General features: G+C 30.0%; 17 protein-coding genes and 3 tRNA genes. 11 read left to right on the forward strand and 9 right to left on the reverse strand.

Annotated features, from left to right (window positions below; genetic code table 11):
- Nucleotide 1 precedes the first annotated feature (1 nt).
- The 6 genes from ACKTTQ_RS02465 to ACKTTQ_RS02490 all read left to right on the forward strand — a co-directional run bounded on the left by ACKTTQ_RS02465 (nt 2) and on the right by ACKTTQ_RS02490 (nt 4,477).
- Nucleotides 2–571: a pentapeptide repeat-containing protein gene (locus ACKTTQ_RS02465; protein WP_408048301.1), complete on the forward strand. Its 570-nt coding sequence runs from the start codon at nt 2–4 to the stop codon at nt 569–571.
- 14 nt (nt 572–585) lie between these two features.
- On the forward strand, nt 586–1,527 hold the full coding sequence (locus ACKTTQ_RS02470; protein WP_113785697.1) for a YihY/virulence factor BrkB family protein: 942 nt from the start codon (nt 586–588) through the stop codon (nt 1,525–1,527).
- Nucleotides 1,528–1,610: 83 nt separating this feature from the next.
- The gene (hisS, locus tag ACKTTQ_RS02475; RefSeq protein ID WP_093871767.1) at nt 1,611–2,975 is read left to right on the forward strand and encodes a histidine--tRNA ligase; all 1,365 of its coding nucleotides are present in this window, start codon (nt 1,611–1,613) and stop codon (nt 2,973–2,975) included.
- 44 nt (nt 2,976–3,019) lie between these two features.
- Nucleotides 3,020–3,712, forward strand: a complete 693-nt coding sequence (gene folE, locus ACKTTQ_RS02480; RefSeq protein WP_093872081.1) for a GTP cyclohydrolase I FolE — start codon at nt 3,020–3,022, stop codon at nt 3,710–3,712.
- A 185-nt stretch (nt 3,713–3,897) separates the two neighbouring features.
- Complete coding sequence (locus ACKTTQ_RS02485; RefSeq protein WP_093871766.1) at nt 3,898–4,089, forward strand: cold-shock protein; 192 nt, start codon at nt 3,898–3,900, stop codon at nt 4,087–4,089.
- A 196-nt stretch (nt 4,090–4,285) separates the two neighbouring features.
- Nucleotides 4,286–4,477: a cold-shock protein gene (locus tag ACKTTQ_RS02490; protein ID WP_093871765.1), complete on the forward strand. Its 192-nt coding sequence runs from the start codon at nt 4,286–4,288 to the stop codon at nt 4,475–4,477.
- Between the two features lie 308 nt (nt 4,478–4,785).
- Here the strand turns inward: ACKTTQ_RS02490 and ACKTTQ_RS02495 are convergent, their stop codons facing one another.
- Both ACKTTQ_RS02495 and gyrA read right to left on the reverse strand, forming a co-directional pair.
- On the reverse strand, nt 4,786–6,030 hold the full coding sequence (locus ACKTTQ_RS02495) for a tetratricopeptide repeat protein (protein ID WP_408048302.1): 1,245 nt from the start codon (nt 6,028–6,030) through the stop codon (nt 4,786–4,788).
- A gap of 14 nt (nt 6,031–6,044) precedes the next feature.
- The gene (gene gyrA / locus ACKTTQ_RS02500) at nt 6,045–8,561 is read right to left on the reverse strand and encodes a DNA gyrase subunit A (protein WP_408048303.1); all 2,517 of its coding nucleotides are present in this window, start codon (nt 8,559–8,561) and stop codon (nt 6,045–6,047) included.
- A gap of 319 nt (nt 8,562–8,880) precedes the next feature.
- Between gyrA and ACKTTQ_RS02505 the strand changes: the two genes are divergently transcribed.
- Nucleotides 8,881–11,436, forward strand: coding sequence for an ATP-dependent Clp protease ATP-binding subunit (locus ACKTTQ_RS02505; protein ID WP_093871762.1), 2,556 nt, complete (start codon nt 8,881–8,883; stop codon nt 11,434–11,436).
- Between the two features lie 53 nt (nt 11,437–11,489).
- Here the strand turns inward: ACKTTQ_RS02505 and ACKTTQ_RS02510 are convergent, their stop codons facing one another.
- Entirely contained in the window at nt 11,490–12,257 is a 768-nt protein-coding gene (locus tag ACKTTQ_RS02510) for a C40 family peptidase (protein WP_408048304.1), read from the reverse strand.
- Nucleotides 12,258–12,279: 22 nt separating this feature from the next.
- Nucleotides 12,280–13,455 (reverse strand): acetyl-CoA C-acyltransferase, encoded by a 1,176-nt coding sequence (locus ACKTTQ_RS02515; RefSeq protein WP_299136772.1) that lies wholly within the window; start codon nt 13,453–13,455, stop codon nt 12,280–12,282.
- Nucleotides 13,456–13,561: 106 nt separating this feature from the next.
- Between ACKTTQ_RS02515 and ACKTTQ_RS02520 the strand changes: the two genes are divergently transcribed.
- The 4 genes from ACKTTQ_RS02520 (at nt 13,562) to ACKTTQ_RS02535 (ending at nt 15,999) form a co-directional block, all read left to right on the forward strand.
- Nucleotides 13,562–15,625: an HD family phosphohydrolase gene (locus tag ACKTTQ_RS02520; protein ID WP_408048305.1), complete on the forward strand. Its 2,064-nt coding sequence runs from the start codon at nt 13,562–13,564 to the stop codon at nt 15,623–15,625.
- Between the two features lie 95 nt (nt 15,626–15,720).
- A tRNA-Ser gene (locus ACKTTQ_RS02525) sits at nt 15,721–15,804 on the forward strand.
- Nucleotides 15,805–15,821: 17 nt separating this feature from the next.
- Nucleotides 15,822–15,896, forward strand: a tRNA-Pro gene (locus ACKTTQ_RS02530).
- A gap of 29 nt (nt 15,897–15,925) precedes the next feature.
- A tRNA-Arg gene (locus ACKTTQ_RS02535) sits at nt 15,926–15,999 on the forward strand.
- 132 nt (nt 16,000–16,131) lie between these two features.
- On the opposite strand, the gene ACKTTQ_RS02540 is transcribed toward ACKTTQ_RS02535, so the two are convergent.
- The 5 genes from ACKTTQ_RS02540 to ACKTTQ_RS02560 all read right to left on the reverse strand — a co-directional run bounded on the left by ACKTTQ_RS02540 (nt 16,132) and on the right by ACKTTQ_RS02560 (nt 20,009).
- Nucleotides 16,132–17,049 carry a hypothetical protein gene (locus ACKTTQ_RS02540; RefSeq protein ID WP_093871758.1) on the reverse strand — a complete coding sequence of 306 codons (918 nt, stop codon included), beginning with the start codon at nt 17,047–17,049 and terminating at the stop codon, nt 16,132–16,134.
- A gap of 309 nt (nt 17,050–17,358) precedes the next feature.
- A complete protein-coding gene (locus tag ACKTTQ_RS02545) occupies nt 17,359–18,162 on the reverse strand; it encodes a hypothetical protein (protein WP_408048306.1) in 804 nt (267 codons plus the stop codon).
- A 398-nt stretch (nt 18,163–18,560) separates the two neighbouring features.
- The gene (locus ACKTTQ_RS02550) at nt 18,561–18,968 is read right to left on the reverse strand and encodes a hypothetical protein (protein WP_408048307.1); all 408 of its coding nucleotides are present in this window, start codon (nt 18,966–18,968) and stop codon (nt 18,561–18,563) included.
- A 3-nt stretch (nt 18,969–18,971) separates the two neighbouring features.
- Entirely contained in the window at nt 18,972–19,175 is a 204-nt protein-coding gene (locus ACKTTQ_RS02555; RefSeq protein ID WP_408048308.1) for a hypothetical protein, read from the reverse strand.
- A gap of 255 nt (nt 19,176–19,430) precedes the next feature.
- Nucleotides 19,431–20,009, reverse strand: coding sequence for an esterase/lipase family protein (locus ACKTTQ_RS02560; RefSeq protein ID WP_408048309.1), 579 nt, complete (start codon nt 20,007–20,009; stop codon nt 19,431–19,433).
- Nucleotides 20,010–20,024 lie beyond the last annotated feature (15 nt).

Below are 20,024 nucleotides of genomic sequence, written 5' to 3' on the forward strand. Positions count from 1 at the left end.
GATGAACGATTATTTTAACAATGAAACTTTTAATAAAGTCAGTTTTACTAGTAAGCAACTAAGTAAAACTGACTTTGATTCTTGTGTATTTAAAAATTGCGACTTTTCAGAGTTACACATAAATGGTTCTGAGTTTTTAGAATGTGAATTTATAGATTGTAACTTAAGCAATACAAAACTAAAAGATAGTAGTTTTAAAGAAGTACATTTTAGTAATTCAAAATTAATTGGGATTGACTTTTATGAGCTAAATCCATTTTTATTGAGAATCAATTTTTCAAAATGTCAATTAAACTTCTCTTCGTTCTATCAATTAAAAATGCAAAATTTTCAATTTGTAGATTGTCAAATTAATGAAGTTGATTTTACGGAAGCAGATTTACAAAATAGTTATTTCGATAATAGCGATTTGAGCAAATCAATATTTGATAATACCAAGTTAGAAAAAGTTAATTTTGAAACTGCTATTAACTTTAGTATTGATGTAGAGAATAATAATGTAAAAGGAGCTGTTTTTTCTAAAGAAAATATAATAGGATTGCTAACAAAATATCAAGTGATTATAAAGTAAAAAAGAAAAAGTAAATGACTAAGCCAATTGAAAATAAACTAGAAAAAATACCAATTATAAATTTATTGGTTCGGTTTGGAAAAACTATTAAAATTCCAGGCTTAGAAGGTATGTCACTTTATGATGTTTTGGAAATGTATGTTTTAGGTATTGTAAAAGGAGCATTAACAACTAGAGCAGGAGGAATTGCTTTTAGTTTTTTTATGGCAATTTTCCCATTTCTACTTTTTATACTAACCTTAATACCGTATATGCCTATTGAAGGTTTTCAGGAAGGATTGTTTTCATTAATTCAAGAAGTGTTACCACCAAAAACATTTGATGCTGTTGATGGAGTTTTAAAAGATATCTTAAATAACCAATATGGAGGGTTGCTTTCTTTTGGTTTTTTAGCGTCTATATTTTTAATGACCAACGGAGTAAATGCAATTTTTGGAGGCTTTGAATATTCTTATCATGTTAAAGAGTATAGGAACATAATAAGAGCATATATGATTTCATTGGCAGTATCATTGTTAATGTCTTTATTTTTAATTATTACAGTAGTTTTTGTTATTCTGTATCAAGTTGCTTTAGCTAAAATAGATGAAAAAGGATGGTTCAATACCAGTGATTTAGACTTGTTTTATTACGGAAGAGGCTCTTTATTTTTATTAATGATTTTTACTATCGTTTCACTGTTATTCAGATACGGAACCAAACAAGGGAAAGAAACTCGTTTCTTTTCACCTGGTGCGATTTTAACAACAGTTGTATCAATGTTTTCTTTCTATCTTTTTGGTATTTATGTAGTGAAATTTGCTAAATACAATCAATTATATGGGTCAATAGGAACATTGCTTATATTAATGTTGTTTGTTTGGTTGAATGCTATTATATTATTGCTAGGCTTTGAATTAAATGCAAGTATTTATCGATTAAAACGAAAAAATAAAACTTCTTATTTTCGTGATTAATTCAGATATTTGCTTATTCAATTATTAAATAAAAATTAATTACTACGTTTTTAAACTAAAGACGTGATTTATAATTAAAAAATATGAAACCAAGTATTCCAAAAGGAACAAGAGATTTTTCATCAACCGAAGTAGCAAAAAGAAATTACATATTTAGTACTATAAAACATTCGTTTGAAAATTTTGGATTTCAACCTATTGAAACGCCAAGCTTTGAAAACTCATCTACCTTAATGGGGAAGTATGGAGAAGAAGGGGATCGTTTAATTTTTAAGATTTTAAATTCTGGAGATTATTTAAGTAAAGTTGATGATAATATATTAACTGAAAAAAATAGTCAAAAATTAATATCAAAAATTTCAGAAAAAGCATTAAGATACGATTTAACAGTGCCTTTTGCACGGTATGTAGTACAACATCAAAATGATATTACCTTTCCATTTAAACGTTATCAAATTCAGCCAGTTTGGAGAGCAGACCGTCCACAGAAAGGACGTTTTCGTGAATTTTATCAATGTGATGCTGATGTTGTTGGAAGTAAATCTTTATGGCAAGAAGTAGAGTTTGTACAACTATACGATACTGTTTTTAGTAAGTTAGGATTGAGTGGTACGACTATCAAAATCAATAATCGTAAAATTTTATCTGGAATTGCTGAGGTAATTGGAGCTAAAGATAAGTTAATTGATTTTACAGTTGCTTTAGATAAATTAGATAAAATTGGGAAGGAAGGAGTTGTAAAAGAAATGCTTTCTAAAGGAATCACCGAAGAAGCAATTAAAAAAGTTGATCCATTATTTGATTTCTCTGGCACTAATACTGATAAATTAGCCTCTTTAGAAGGAATGTTACAAGGTTCTGACGAAGGTTTAAAAGGAGTAGAAGAGTTACGTTTTATAAATAATTCTATAACTGAGTTAGGGTTAACTTCTGCAAGTTTAGAAATAGATGTTACTTTAGCTCGTGGACTAAATTATTATACGGGTGCTATTTATGAAGTTTCGGCTCCGAAAGGAGTAAAAATGGGCTCTATTGGTGGAGGTGGAAGGTATGATGATTTAACGGGTATCTTTGGTTTAAAAGATGTATCTGGAGTTGGAATATCTTTCGGATTAGATAGGATTTACTTAGTAATGGAAGAACTCAATTTATTTGAAACTGTTGAGTTACCTAAGCCAAAGGTATTGTTCTTGAATTTTAATGAGAATGAGAGCTTGGAAAAAGTAAAAGCAATTAGAGTTTTAAGAGAAAACAACATAAAATCTGAGCTATATCCTGATACCGCAACTAGTAACAAACAACAAAAGAAGCAATGGAAATATGTTACTAATAGAGGTATAGAGTTTGTAGTAACCGATGTTGAGAACGATACATTTGTTCTAAAAAATATGATAAATTCTGAGCAAACTACTTGCTCTTTAGATGAATTGATAACTAAAGTACAGTAAATTAATAACAAAGTTGTAAATTTGCGCCCTAATAAATGAAAGAAATGTTTGAAGTGAACAACAACAAAATGAATGACGAAAGGATAGAAGAAATTGGAGAAAATCACATAGGAACGTCGGCTGAATCGCCAATACGTAAAGATGCGTTTGATATTTCTGATGAAGAAAAGATAGAAAAAATACAAGAAAGTGTTAAAGATATTTTAATCACTTTAGGAATGGATTTAACAGATGATAGTTTACAAGGTACACCTAAGCGTGTTGCAAAAGCTTTTGTAAATGAATTATTCATGGGATTAAATCCAAAAAATAAACCGAAGGCCTCTACATTTGACAATAATTATAATTATGGTGAAATGTTAGTAGAAAAAAATATTATCGTGTACTCTACTTGTGAACACCATTTATTACCAATTATAGGTAGAGCACATGTGGCTTATATTTCTGATGGAAAAGTAATTGGTTTATCCAAAATGAATAGAATTGTTGAGTATTTTTCTAAAAGACCTCAAGTACAAGAACGTTTAACAATGCAAGTTGTTCAAGCTATGCAAGAAGCTTTAGGAACTGATGATGTAGCTTGTGTTATAGATGCAAAGCATTTATGTGTTAATTCTAGAGGAATTAAAGACATTGAAAGTAGTACTGTTACTGCTGAATTTGGAGGTAAGTTTAAAGATAAAGAAACTAAAAGAGAGTTTTTAGATTACTTAAAAATGGATACAAGTTTTGACTAATTTTTGAGATGTTGTCAAATTTTTAAAATTAAAAAAGCCGTAAATTAAACGGCTTTTTTTTATGTTTAATTTCGGCTTAATTTAAAATAATTTATATTTTTTTTTAACATTTAAAATATTGGCATTAGATTTGCAATACAATAAACGTTGTTAGCACTAAAGCAAGCAACATATAATTTTTTACAATGAATAAAGGTACCGTAAAATTCTTCAACGAATCAAAAGGATTTGGATTTATCACAGAAGAAGGATCAAACAAAGAACATTTTGTACATGTTTCAGGATTAATCGATGAAATTCGTGAAAACGACGAAGTTGAATTCGAATTAAAAGAAGGAAAAAAAGGATTAAACGCAGTAAACGTTAGAGTATTATAATATATATTTTTATTACTAGTTAATTTTTTAATGAGAATAGCCTATCAAACTTTGATAGGCTATCTTATTTTATAACAGTTTTGTTGCTTGTATTAAAATAAGTTAAATAAATGTCTAATTATTAAAATATTGGTATTAGATTTGCAACTCAATAAACGTTACTGGCACTAAAGCAAGTAACACATAATTTTTTACAATGAATAAAGGTACCGTAAAATTCTTCAACGAATCAAAAGGATTTGGATTTATCACAGAAGAAGGATCAAACAAAGAACATTTTGTACATGTTTCAGGATTAATCGACGAAATTCGTGAGAATGACGAAGTTGAATTCGAATTACAAGAAGGAAAAAAAGGATTAAACGCAGTAAACGTTAGAGTATTATAATATATATTTTATTACTAGTTAATTTTTTAATGAAAACCTATCAAATTTTTGATAGGTTTTTTTATGTCCAAAAATTAAGAATAATATGTAAGCTAATGCTAAACAATTAAGTATAGCTTTAGAAGGTATTCAATACTTGTTTAATATAATTAGAAAAGTAAAAGGGAATCAGTATCCAAGTATAAGTCAATGTTCTTTTAAGGGAAGTCTAAATACTTAATTAGAATAAATCGATTTCTGTACTTTAAAAAACAAAAAAAAGAGATTACCAAAACGGTAATCTCTTTTTTTTATATGATGGAGAGTCTTTATCTCATCGATTTGTATATTCCTCTGTATTCTTTAGCTTTTCCATCCATTTCTAAAACTTCATATATATTCATTAAAGTTTTAATAGTGTCAATGTTTCTGCTTAAGCTATCAGCTTTTTCTAAATAAGGTAAAGCTTCTTTGTAAACTTCTTTTTGTTTTAGAGCTAATTCGTCATATTTTTTGAAGTTAGATAAGTTTTTGTTCATCTCTTCAACAATAGATTTATCTTTATCTAATACAACAACTGCTAAATTCATATACGCATCAGCATAATCTGGTTTTAACTCAACAGCTTTTTGATAGTATTTTTTTGCGTCATCAGCTCTACCTTGATTAAAGTTTACAACACCTAAATTGTAGTATAATGTAGGGTTTGTAGGATCTAATGCTACAGCTTCTGTCATTAACTCACCAAATTTATCCATTTGTTTAAGCTTAACATACATATCAGCTTCATTAAGTAATAAATTTAAATCTTTAGGGTTTTGCTTACGAGCTTCAGATAAGGCAGCAATAGCTTCATCAGTTTTACCTTGCTCTTTTAATATTAAAGCAATATTTTTTGTTAATGTAGCTGTTTTAGATTTTGAAAGCTTGTTCTCTGGTTTGATGTATTGCTTTGATTTTACCATTAAATCTCTTTGAGATTTAGAACCAAATGGCTCTATTTTACCAGTTAATTTGTTGGTGGCTACATATTTAGTTTCTATGCCAGTATATCCAATTCTCTTTAATTCATTATAATACTTAAGAGCTGTATCATACTCTTTAGCTTGAGTAGCAGATATTGCTGCATTGTATGCAAAAGAAGTATCTTTAGGACTTAGTAAGTAGGTCAAATAAAAACTCTCAGACGCATTTTTGTAATCTTTTAAATTATTGTATAAATTAACAGCTTTATTAGATACTTCTTGAATTAATTGATCTAACATAGGTTTAGCGTCAGAAGAATATCTGTCTTTACCAATTTGTTTTTCAAAATCAAATAAGTTTTTGAAAGCATCAGCAGCTACTTTGTAATCTTTTTTAGCAGCATACGCTTTACCTTTTAAAAAGTAAAATTTAGCTTTATACTTATCATCAGCGTTTGCAATTAACTTTTCAGCTGCATCAATAGATACAATTGCGGTATTAAACTCTTGTTTTTTTATGGCCTTCTCAGCAGCTTTAAGTTCTGACTTTTGAGCAAAAGCACCTAATGATACTAATCCCAAAGAAAGTGCTATAATTTGTTTTTTCATTTTTAGATTCTTATTTATTGTTGTTCTTGATTCTCGTTATTATCATTTTCATTTTCAATTTCCATGCCATTTTCATCTTCATCTATTTCTTCTTCTTCATGCATAACTTTAGCAACTGCTGCTATACTGTCATTATTTTTAATATTGATTAAACGAACACCTTGGGTTGCACGTCCCATTACACGTAGGTCTTCTACAGCCATTCTAATAGTAAGTCCTGATTTATTAATAATCATTAAATCATTAGAGTCATCAACATTTTTTATAGCAACTAATTCACCTGTTTTTTCAGAAATGTTTAAAGTTTTTACACCTTTACCACCACGGTTAGTTATTCTGTAATCTTCTAACTTTGATCTTTTTCCATATCCCTTTTCAGAAACAACAAGTATATTGCTGTCCATGTCGTTTACAGCAACCATTCCTATTACTTCATCTTGTTCATGTTGTAAAGTAATACCACGAACCCCAGAAGCAGTTCTACCCATAGGTCTCGTTTTAGCTTCTTCAAAACGAATTGTTTTACCTGACTTTAAGGCTAACATTACTTGGCTATCACCAGTAGTTAATTTTGCTTCAAGTAACTCATCGCCATCTTTAATGGTAATAGCGTTTATACCATTTGCTCTTGGTCTTGAGTATTGTTCTAAGGAAGTCTTTTTTACTTGTCCTTTTTTAGTAGCCATAATTACATAATGATTATTTATGTAATCTTCATCTTTTAAATCTTGAGTAACTAAAAAAGCTTTTACTTTATCATCTTGCTCAATATTTATAAGGTTTTGCATAGCTCTTCCTTTGGTGTTTTTACCACCTTCAGGAATTTCGTAAACACGCATCCAGAAAACTTTACCTTTTTGAGTAAAGAACATCATGTACTGATGATTGGTACCTACGAATAAATGTTCTAAGAAATCTTCATTTCTTGTAGCAACACCTTTTTGTCCACGACCACCTCTATTTTGAACTTTATATTCATCAAGATTAGTCCTTTTTAAGTATCCTGCGTTTGAAATAGTAACAACAACTTTAGAGTTAGGAATCATGTCTTCAATACGCATGTCACCTCCAGCATACTCAATAATTGAACGACGATCATCACCATATTTATCTCTAATATGGATTAACTCATCTTTTATAATGCTATAACGTCTAGGTTCGTTTGCTAATATGTCTTTTAAATCAACAATAGTAGCCATAATATCATCGTACTCAGCACGTAATTTATCTTGCTCCAGTCCTGTTAACTGACGTAATCTCATTTCAACTATTGCTTTTGCTTGAATTTCAGTTAATTCAAAACGAGCAATTAATTTTTCACGAGCTTCATCAGCATTAGAAGACCCTCTAATGATAGCTATAACTTCATCAATATTATCTGAAGCAATGATTAAACCTTCTAAAATATGAGCACGGGCTTCTGCCTTTTTTAGCTCAAATTCTGTTCTACGAACAATTACTTCATGACGATGTTCTACGAAGTAATGAATTAATTGTTTAAGGTTTAATTGCTCAGGACGACCGTTTACTAAGGCGATATTATTAACGCTAAACGATGTTTGCAATTGAGTGTATTTGTATAACTTATTTAATACAATATTAGGAATCGCATCACGCTTTAAAATATAAACGATTCGCATTCCTTTTCTATCAGATTCATCGCGAATATTAGCGATTCCTTCTAACTTTTTATCATTTACTAACTCAGCAGTTTTTTTAATCATTTCTGCTTTGTTAACTTGGTAAGGAATTTCTGTAACAATAATACATTCACGTCCTTTTACTTCTTCAATAGTAGCTTTAGCTCGCATAACAATACGACCTCTACCAGTATGAAAAGCATCACGTACACCATCATATCCATAAATAATTCCACCAGTAGGAAAATCAGGAGCTTTTACATGTTGCATTAGCTCGTCAATTTCAATATCTCTATTGTCTATGTATGCAATGGTACCATTAATAACCTCGGTTAAATTATGAGGTGCCATGTTTGTAGCCATACCAACTGCAATACCAGAAGCCCCGTTTACTAATAAGTTAGGTATACGAGTAGGTAATACTGTAGGTTCTTTTAAAGTATCATCAAAATTTAATTTATGATCAACAGTATCTTTTTCAATATCAGCTAACATATCTTCTGATATTTTTTGCATACGTACCTCAGTATAACGCATTGCTGCTGGGCTATCACCATCAACAGAACCAAAATTTCCTTGACCATCAACCATCATGTAACGTACACTCCAGTTTTGAGCCATACGAACCATAGAGTCATAAACGGAAGTATCTCCATGTGGGTGATACTTACCTAATACTTCTCCAACAATTCTTGCTGATTTCTTATATGCTCCTGTAGCTTTAATTCCTAATTCATGCATTCCAAATAAAACTCTTCGATGAACTGGTTTTAAACCATCTCGAACATCAGGTAAAGCTCTTGATACAATTACCGACATTGAGTAGTCGATATATGCTGATTTCATTTGTTCTTCAATGTTGATAGGAATCAACTTTTCGCCATCTGCCATATATTTTTCTTTAAAATATTAGTACTTGTTATTTGATAAAAAAGTGAATTTTACATAAAATAAAACTCACTTGGAACATGTTATAAAAAACATGTGTTTTCTAAATCATTGCAAGATACAATAAAGCCAAGTTTTACACAAAATTTGTTAATGTTGTTTTAACCATAGTTATTAACAATTTTAACAATAATTTAATGTGTTTTTGTTAAAATCTGCGTCTTTTTGTAAAGCCAGAATGTCATTAAAATGTTATTGGCACCTTTTTTGTAATTTTTTGTAAAAAAATCTCACTAACTTTACACAGACACAAATTAAATTTATGGACGATAATTTTTCACCACAAGTTAGAGATGTGATAACTTTCAGTAAAGAAGAAGCACTACGTTTAGGGCACGACTTTATTGGAACAGAACATTTGCTTTTAGGATTAATAAGAAAAGGAGACGGTAAAGGTATTGAAATCTTAACTACATTTGATGTGGATTTAGATTTGGTACGTAATAAGCTAGAAAAACTAAACCCCTCATCTCCTTCAATAGGAAATAATCAAAAAAAGAGCTTACATCTTACTAGACAAGCAGAGAAAGCTATAAAAACTACATTTTTAGAAGCTAAATTATATCAAAGTAATGCAATTGATACGGCTCATTTGTTGTTGTGTATTTTACGCAATGAAAATGATCCAACAACCAAGTTGTTGCAAAAGTATGATATCGATTACGAGCAAGCTAAAGCATTATATAAAGAGCTACATGTTGAAGATTTTTCTTCAGATCCAATAGCTGAAACTCCTTCAGATGATGAGTTTTCTGATGAGAAATCAAATCCTTTTGGGCAGCAAACACCTAGAGGAAAGCAGACGAAAAAATCTAAAACACCAGTTTTAGATAATTTTGGGCGTGATTTAACATCTTTGGCAGAAGCTGATAAGTTAGATCCTGTAGTTGGTCGATTAAAAGAAATTGAGCGTGTTTCACAAATTTTAAGTAGGCGTAAAAAGAACAATCCAATGCTAATTGGTGAACCAGGTGTAGGTAAATCAGCAATTGCTGAAGGATTAGCTTTACGAATTGTTAATAGAAAAGTATCTAGAATTCTATTTGATAAGCGAATTGTTTCACTTGATTTGGCAAGTTTAGTAGCTGGTACAAAATACAGAGGACAATTTGAAGAGCGTATGAAAGCGTTAATGAATGAGTTGGAAAAAAATGATGATATCATTTTATTTATTGACGAAATTCATACAATTGTTGGAGCAGGAGGAGCAACGGGTTCTTTAGATGCATCAAATATGTTAAAGCCAGCATTAGCTAGAGGAGAAATTCAATGTATTGGGGCTACTACTTTAGATGAATATCGTACCAATATAGAAAAAGATGGAGCTTTAGAACGTCGTTTCCAAAAAGTAATTGTTGATCCAACTACTGTAGAAGAAACTATCCAAATTTTACATAATATAAAAGGTAAATATGAAGCGCATCATCACGTGAATTTTACAGATGAAGCTATTGAGGCGTGTGTTAAGTTAACAAGCCGTTATATGACGGATAGATACTTGCCAGACAAAGCTATTGATGCATTAGATGAAGCAGGATCTCGTATTCATATAACAAATATTGTAGTACCACAACAAATTTTAGAATTAGAAGCTAAGTTAGAGGAGATTAGAGATCGTAAAACAAAAGCTGTAAGTGGTCAGAAATATGAAGAAGCTGCTAAGTTGCGTGATGATGAGAAGAATATGGAAACAGCTTTAGACTCAGCTCAAAATCAATGGGAAGAAGACTCTAAATTACATCGTGAAACTGTAACTGAAGATAATGTTGCAGAAGTGGTTTCTATGATGACTGGTATCCCTGTTAATAGAGTAGCCGAAGCAGAAAGTAGTCGATTGGCAGAATTACCAAACTTGATAAAAGGAAAGGTAATAGGTCAAGATGAGGCTGTAACCAAGGTGGTAAAAGCTATTCAGCGTAACAGAGTTGGATTAAAAGATCCAAACAAGCCAATTGGGTCATTTATATTTTTAGGTTCAACTGGGGTAGGTAAAACACAGTTAGCTAAAGTGCTTTCTAAAGAATTATTTGATTCAGAAGATTCTCTTATTAGAATTGATATGAGTGAATACATGGAGAAGTTTGCGATATCTCGTTTAATAGGTGCGCCTCCAGGATATGTTGGATATGAAGAAGGTGGTCAGTTAACTGAAAAAGTTAGAAGAAAACCTTATTCAGTAGTACTTTTAGATGAAATTGAAAAAGCACATCCTGATGTTTTTAATATGATGCTTCAAATTTTAGACGACGGGTTTATTACTGATAGTTTAGGAAGAAAAATTGATTTTAGAAATACCATTATAATTATGACTTCAAATATTGGAGCTCGTAAGTTGAAAGATTTTGGTGGTGGAGTTGGTTTTGGTACTTCTTCTAAGAAAGATCAAGAAGATGCTCATGCTAAAAGTATTATTGAAGGAGCTTTGAAAAAATCTTTTGCACCTGAGTTTTTAAACCGTATTGATGATGTAATAATTTTTAATAGTTTAGAGCGTGAAGATATTCATAAGATTATTGATATCGAGTTAGACAAGTTATTACACCGTATTTCAGATTTAGGGTATCATTTAACATTAAGTGAAAAAGCGAAAGATTATATTGCTGACAAAGGATTTGATAAGCAATATGGAGCTAGACCATTAAAAAGAGCTATTCAAAAATATATTGAAGATGCTTTAGCTGAAGAAATAGTAAGTGCTAAATTAGATGAAGGAGATGCTATTTTTATGGATTTAGATGAGAAAGATAAAAAGCTTGTTATTAAAATTGAAAAAGGAGAAAAGTCTGTGGAAACTAGGACTGAGTTTGACGATGAATAAAAATAAATAAGTGAATAAAAAAAAGGGTTGAAATTTTCAACCCTTTTTTTGTTTTATATAAATCGTTTAATAACTCTTAGTTTATGAGTATGTAGCTGAGTATCTACATTGTAAATACCGCTATGGTCTAATTTATCAATTCGAACTTTTCCATGGGCATGAATAATATTATAATCATTCATAATAATACCAACATGGGTAATATGGCCTTCATCATTATCAAAAAAAGCTAAATCACCAGGTTCACTTTCTTCTATAAAACTTAACACTTCACCTTGGGTAGCTTGTTCTCTAGCATCTCGTAAAAGATGATGTCCGCAAAGTTTATAAACTGTTTGGGTAAAACCTGAACAGTCAATTCCAAAAGGAGATTTACCACCCCATAAATAAGGAGTATTTAAAAATAAATAAGCAGTCTCAATAATTGAAGGTTTTGATAGTTTTGTGTAACAAACGTTGCCTTCATAAGTGAAAATTCGCTCACCTATTTGTAACTTTTTATCTTTGAATAATGGAAGATGTGCACCTAAAGGTATTGTAGTTAAGTTGTTTTTATTATCTGTAATAAAATCAATCAACTCACCAGCGTAATATTGTTTACTCTCAGATAGAAACTGATAACTTTCTTCAGGTATTTCTTTGTATTGTTTGTTGTCTATGAAGCCTTCATAACCGTCAAAAAACAGTTTTATTTTACTCCATTTTTTATGTTTTTCTAATATTGTAAAATGTTCACCAAATAAAACTTGGTTTACCATTTCAGAAGTATCAGAAGCAGTTAAACGTAAAGGAACAATACTAAGGTTACAAACTCCAAACATTAATAAATGTGCTTTTAAAAAATTAAATTCTTTCAATAACCATTGCACTAGCACCACCACCACCATTACAAATACCAGCAGCACCAATTTTTGCATTGTTTTGTTTTAAAATAGAAGTTAATGCTATAATGATTCTTGCTCCAGAAACACCTAATGGATGTCCTAAAGAAACAGCACCACCATTTACGTTTACTTTATCAGATGATAATCCTAAGATTTTCATGTTTGCTAATCCAACAACAGAGAAAGCTTCGTTTAATTCAAAATAATCTACATCATCAATAGAAACTCCAGCTTTTGCTAAGGCCTTTGGTAAAGCTTTTGCAGGAGCAGTAGTAAACCATTTAGGTTCATGAGCAGCATCTGCATATCCTGTTACTTTTGCTAAAGGAGTAATTCCTAATTCTTTTGCTTTTTCAGCAGACATTAATACCAAAGCAGCACCACCGTCATTAATTGTTGAAGCATTAGCTGCAGTAACAGTTCCTTCTTTTGTAAAAGCAGCACGTAATGCAGGAATTTTTTCCATTTTTACGTTTTTATACTCTTCATCTTCAGAAAAAATTAAAGGTTCACCTCTTCTTTGTGGAACTTCAACAGGAACAATTTCATCAGAAAACTTTCCTTCGCTCCATGCTTTAGCAGATCTAGTATAAGACTCTATAGCAAAAGCATCTTGATCCTCTCTTGAAAAATTATATTCAGTAGCACATTCATCAGCACATACTCCCATAGGAACTTGCTCATAGGCATCAACTAAACCATCTTTTTGCATACCATCTTCCATCTTGATTGGTCCAAATTTTGAGCCACCTCTAGCATGTTGGTAGTGAGGTATCATACTCATGTTTTCCATTCCTCCAGCAACAACGATACTAGCATCACCTAAAGCAATTGATTGAGCAGCTAACATAATAGATTTCATTCCAGAAGAACATACTTTGTTTACAGTAGTACAAGGTACAGCATCAGGTATTCCAGCAAAAATTGCAGCTTGACGAGCAGGAGCTTGACCTAATCCAGCAGAAACCACATTTCCCATAAAAACCTCTTCAACCAATTCAGGTTTCAAGTTAATTTTATCTAAAGCCCCTTTTATAGCTACAGCCCCTAGTTTAGTGGCAGGTATTTTAGATAAAGTTCCTAAAAAGCTTCCTATTGGAGTTCTTGCAACAGATGCGATTACTACTTCTTTCATATCTTGAATGTATATTTACGTTAAATTTTGTCTTGCGAAAATAACCATTTTATAGCAAGTACTCAAATAATACAGAAAGGTTATCTTTACATTTTAAATCAAAAAAATGAATAAAATCATTAACAAATTATATAAAAACAATGCTATTATTTATAAGGTATTATTGTTTTTAATTACAGCTACTGCCATTGTATATTTATTTCCTAAAGGAGGGCAGTTTAAATACGATTTTTCTTCAGGTAAACCTTGGCAGTATGATAATTTATATGCTCCGTTTGATTTTGCTATTCATAAAAGTGAAAAGGAAATTGAAGTAGAAAAAGAAGTGTTATTAAATGAGGCAAAAAAGTATTTTGTTTATGATGAAGCTATAAAACAAGAAGTTGCTTTAGAGTTTAAAGAACAGTTAAAAAAGATAAAACCCTCGGACTCTTTAGTAATAGATGATGTGGTTGTTATAGCAAAAAGAGGAAGATCAATTATAAACTTAATTTACCAATACGGATTTATTGACAGTGGAAGCATTGTGAAATACGCCAGTAATAGCGATGAAATTATTGTATTAAGAAAAGGAAATTCTATTGAAGATGTATTGTTTTCTAAATTTATTGAATCGAAAGAAGTATTGCCAACAATTAATAGTAAAATTCAAGATTTAAGCCAATTTAAGCAACAACTAATACTAAGTGTAATTGCGAACGTAGTGCGACCTAATGTTTCATTTGATGAGAAGTTTACAAATAAAGGAAAAGAAGAAGCACTAAAAAATATATCGTATACAAAAGGAAAAGTATCAAAAGGAGCATTGATAATTTTAAAAGGAGATATTGTAGAAGGGAAGAGGTACAATGTGTTAAAATCATATCAGTTAGCATCTCAATCTACAATTTGGTCAAAATCTAATTACAATTGGATTGTTTTTGGATATGCTGTTTTAGTGTCATTAGCCTTGTTAATGCTATTATTGTTTTTGTTGCGATACCGTAATGATATTTACAATGATAATAATAAAGTAACCTTTATTTTTTTCAATGTTTTTATTATGATTTTAGTTCAAACAATGGTTGTAAAAACAAATTCAGATTATTTATACGTTGTTCCATTGAGTATCCTTCCCATTGTACTAAAAGCTTTTTTTGATGCAAGATTGGGCTTATTTACACATGTATTAACCGTTTTGTTATTAGGTTTTATCGTTCCTAATAGTTTTGAGTTTATTTATTTACATATTATAGCAGGGATTGTAACAATTTTAACGGTTTCTGAACTATATAAAAGAGCAAACTTATTTATATCTATAGGGCAAATAACACTTATTTACATGCTTACGTATTTTGCTTTTTCAATTATAAAAGAAGGGAATGCTGATAAAATTAGTGTTTTGTATTTCGGATTATTTGCTGCCAACGGATTGTTGTCATTTTTAGCTGTATTCTTTATTTATTTTTACGAGAAGGTTTTTGGGTTAGTTTCTGATGTAACTTTATTAGAGTTATCAAATACCAATTCTAAATTATTAAGAGAGTTAAATGAAAAAGCACCAGGAACATTTCAGCACTCAATGCAAGTGGCTAATTTAGCAGAAGCTGCTGCGAATGAAATAGGAGCGAACTCTATGTTGGTAAGAACAGGGGCTTTGTATCATGATATTGGTAAAATGGTAAATCCAATGTATTTTACTGAAAACCAATCAACAGGAGTGAACCCGCACAATGATTTATCAGCAAAAGATAGTGCTCGCATTATTTTAGATCATGTGATTAAAGGAATAGAGATAGCGAAGAAAAATAACTTACCAGATAGAATAATAGATTTTATCCGTACACATCATGGAACGAATGTAACTTACTATTTTTATAAAAAGGAATTAGAGAACAACCCAAATACTGAGGTTGATATAAAGAAGTTTCAATACCAAGGACCAATCCCTTTTTCAAAAGAAACGGCAATTTTAATGATGTGTGATGCTGCAGAAGCTGCTTCTAAGAGTTTAAAAGAACCCACAGCACAATCTATAGATAATTTAATTGATAAGATCATAGAGAAGCAAAAAAACGAGAATCAGTTTAGAAATTCTGATATTACGTTTAGAGAAATAGAAAAAATAAAAAAAATTATTAAGAATAAGTTAATGAATATCTATCACTTACGTGTTGAGTATCCAGATTAGTGATTTTTTTTATCAAAAAAGTTTGTGAGAACGTTTAATAAGTACTAGATTTGCACTCGCAATTTGAAATTCATACATTGAGTTTCTAATCGCAAGGAGAGGTGCCAGAGTGGTAATGGAGCAGATTGCTAATCTGTCGACGGGTAACTGTCGCCAGGGTTCGAGTCCCTGTCTCTCCGCAATTAAGATGGCTTTTCGGGGTGTAGCGTAGCCCGGTCATCGCGCCTCGTTTGGGACGAGGAGGTCGCAGGTTCGAATCCTGCCACCCCGACACTGTTTTCGTAGAAACATAAAAACTACGGGCTCTTAGCTCAGCTGGATAGAGCACCTCCCTTCTAAGGAGGCGGTCGAAGGTTCGAATCCTTCAGGGCTCACATAAAGCTTCACTAGAAATAGTGAGGCTTTTTTGTTTTTGTAGGTTTTTAAATACTAAAAAAATAGTAGAACAGTACAATTCGTTAGAGGTTATACTGAACTACTATTTTATAAGTAATGTTGTAAATTGCTTATATATTTACACTAAAATTCATAAATACTTCTGACTCTTCCTTTGCTAGGTCTTCTAGGTTTTCGTCAATAGTTTTGAGGGCATTTTCAAAATCAGTAATCAATAAAGCAAGTTGCGACTCAAGCTCTTTAACTTTGTCTGTTGCGTTTGCTTCTTTTAATCTTTTAATAGATGTTTTAATATTAGTAATACCAGTATTATAGTTGACTGATATTTCTTCTCTAGATTTTATTAAGCTACTTTGAATTTCATCAAAAAGGTCTTTAATATCTTGCTTTAATTCTGTATTTATTTCATTACTGAAATTATCTGATAGTTTTTTAGCTTCAGAATTCATATCATTCCCTATTTCTTGTACATCTTCAGAATAGTTTTTAATTTCTCCTTCAACAGATGTTAAATAAAATTGAGGTAAATGCATTTTTATTTCAATCGTTTCCATCTTTACGACTGGTTTGTCAAATTTTATTTCAATTCTCTTTGAACTAAATTTAGGAATATCCGTTTTAAATTCAACTCTTTTAGTGTATACCTCAGGCTTATTACCATAAACACATTTCATGTAAACTTTAGGTGGAAAACCATGAAATTCGGGTTTTTTGAAAAGGCAAGCCCTTTTCATTCTTATTGCTGGCACATCAAAACTAATTTTTTCGGTTTCCATTTTTACTTCTGGAATATCAAAGCTAATTTTTTCAAGCTCCATTGAGAATTTAGGAATATCAAACTTGATGGAAGTAATTTTCCATTTAATGTCAAATTGTAAGTCAATTGCAGCTTCAAAGTCACTTGGATCTGGTTTTTCTAAATCATCTATTCTGCTCTTTGCTGATTTTTGTAAAGCTTCAATCTTCTCTTTTAGTAAAGCTTCTTTTTTCTTTATTTTTTCTTGGATTCTTTTGTCAATTTCACTCATTCTTTCTTGATTTTTGAATTTATAGTAAGATCATTTTCAACAATAGAATATATGTACCGGTATATATATAATTTATCTTGGACTAAATTATAAAAGTTAATCAATTAGTTCAATACCTACCGATAGGTATTTTTTAATTTTAACGAAGAATAATATGGGAAAGCGGAGTTATAATAAACAAAAAATTGCTCCAAAATATGAAGTTTAAGAGTTAGTTTTATATGTTGATGAGGTAGAATTTTAATGATTTGTAGTATGTCATTGTGTCTATTGAAGAGGATATGCAATCATACTTACTTAATGCTATAATTAAATTAAACTCCATATTGCTATTAAAAACCCAATTACAGAAACAAACATGAAAAATAAACTATGTTGATCTGTGTTTTTATTTTCATATTTATTATTATAAGCATTTATTCTATTTGTTAAGATAATTGAAAATAATGGGATCAATGTAAATAAAATGTATATGCCGATTACACCTACGTTATTCAATAAATTTAAATAACCTAAAGTAAGATATATTTTACTTCCTTTGGCTAAACTTGAGAATTGTTTTGAGTAATGATATATTAAATTGGTCGAAACATAATTTGGTTTTATTTGAGTAGGGAATATATTGAACAGCTTCCTTATTTTTCGATTATTAATAAATAATACTTGTTCGTCAATTCTTTTGAGGAAGTCTTTATCAAGTTTTGAATTATTTACAAGCTTAGAACATTCATTTTGTATTTTGTTTATAGTAGGTGAATTTGTTTTAATTGGTTTTTTAAAATTTATTTTAAAGTTGTTTTCGCTTCTTAGTTCATTAAGCAATATAATCCCTGCATTAAGCTTGTATTCATCTGAAAAATAATTTCTTAATTCTATTGCATTAAGAGTATCTATAGGAATTAAAGTAATTCCGTCATCTAATTTAAACTTCGTGTAGATTTCGTTTAAATCTCCATTATTAAATTTGGTATCTATAATGGTATGTGTGCCAATTAGTATTAATATGAAAGATAAAAAAGGGAAGAAAAATTTTAAAAATAACCTTTCATAGTTAAATATTATAGTTGATCTTATATTTATTATAATTAGTATAATAAATAATATACAACCCATATAAAGAACATTAAAGATGAACTTTTGAACAGTGAAGAAGCTAAAATAAATCAAAATAAAATAGGTGCATGTAATAACTAATCCAATGCTAATATAGAGTACAAAAAGAGAATAATATTTGTGAACTTTGTTGAAGTTTTTATTATTTAATGATGTGATTTTTCGGATTCTATTACCTATAGGAGTATTAGGTCCGATCAAGGCAATAACACTAAGGAAAGAAAAAATTAACCCTGATATTCCTAATATTTTTGTCATTCAATTTTTGTTTTACGGTCTTTTATATGAAGCATAACATGTCAAAAGAGATTAATTTTTCGGCTAAAGGTTAGTTTAATTTTATGTTTTAATTTATTACTTATAAGTTATATTTAACACACCGTAATTTAGCTAGTGTCTTATTGCATTTGTAATTTCTGACCACCTTCTAATGGATTTATTCTATCCTCAAAAGAAAATGAGTACTGTACTCTTATTTCATCATTAATTTCATTACTGAACTTAGCAAAACCTTTAGGATGTATATCTCTATGACCTTCTTTTTTAAACTCATTAAATCGCTCTTTAAAATTTGGAAAATCTTTATACAATTTTTTATTACTCAAAATATGCTCATTAACTCTTTCACTAACTTCATTTTGAGCCCAAAAAGTAAACCGATCTGAAATGTGATTATATTCACTAGGAATAGGAATACATTCTCCGTAACACTCTCTGTCTTTACCTCGAATACAAAGAGCTATATGTTGAGTTGGGCATTTTGTTCCCCCTTTTTCAGGATTCAGGCATTTGCATTTACTACTCATAAATTAATCTGTTTTGATAATAAAGTTTAATGTACCTCTTTCTTGTAATATTGAATATGGAGGTAATTTATTTACTGAGTTTTCTCCTACTTTTTTTAGAAAATCTTTAAAGTTGGTTGAATTAATATTTATAGGTTTTAATTTAGATTGAAGTTCTTCTTGTTTAAAACCTACAAAATTAATAGTAACAGTATTTAATCTGTTCACAATTGTTTCTATGAAAAACTTAAATGTTACACCTTCAGGAACCCCTACATCTAATGCTAAAAAAGGAAGTGTAACTATATATAATTCATCTAAAATTCGTTTATAAACTATATTATTTGTTTTATCTTTTATTAATACAATTGAGAAATGGTCATCTTCAGTTGCAATAGTTAAATTATTAGGAATATTCTGAGGATACGCAGATGGCTCAGGAACAACGCCGTCATAAATACCATATTGATAAACAATTTTAGGTTACGTTTTTATATTACCAAATCTTTGATTTAATAATGTTGTAAATGTTCCCATAGCCTGTAATCCAATTATTTGTGGGTTTTTTCCTAATACAGGTAGTTTTGAACCTATTGTAGCAAGGCTTGCTCCGATATGAGGCACTGAAAGAGACATGAAAAAATAGATTTTTTCTAGTATATTTTTATCTAGCCAGGTCAATACGTTTTTTGTTACTAATCCCCCCATACTGTGTGTAATAAATGAAATAGTATCGTATTGAGCTTGTATTCCATTTAGTTGAGCAACTAAAGGCATAGAGACTTTGTCTATACTTACATTGAATTTTTTAGACTCTTCTTTAGGTTTGTTGCTAAAAAAACCTTTTAATAACCTAATTATCCTAGCAATCCAATTAACCTTTAATATTTTAGTTCCGTAGTTAAATAATGCTAAATCAAAGTTATCTTGTATAAAATTTTCTTCTATAAGGTTTTCACAGAAACGTTCTTTGTTACCTTTCCAAGTTTTATCAGAACCATTTAATCCGTGAACTAATATTATTAGATGTTTATTTTTTTCTTTTTTTATTATATAGTCCATTTTTTCTGATTTTTT

Source organism: Tenacibaculum halocynthiae, assembly GCF_964512825.1.
Classification (GTDB): domain Bacteria; phylum Bacteroidota; class Bacteroidia; order Flavobacteriales; family Flavobacteriaceae; genus Polaribacter; species Polaribacter halocynthiae.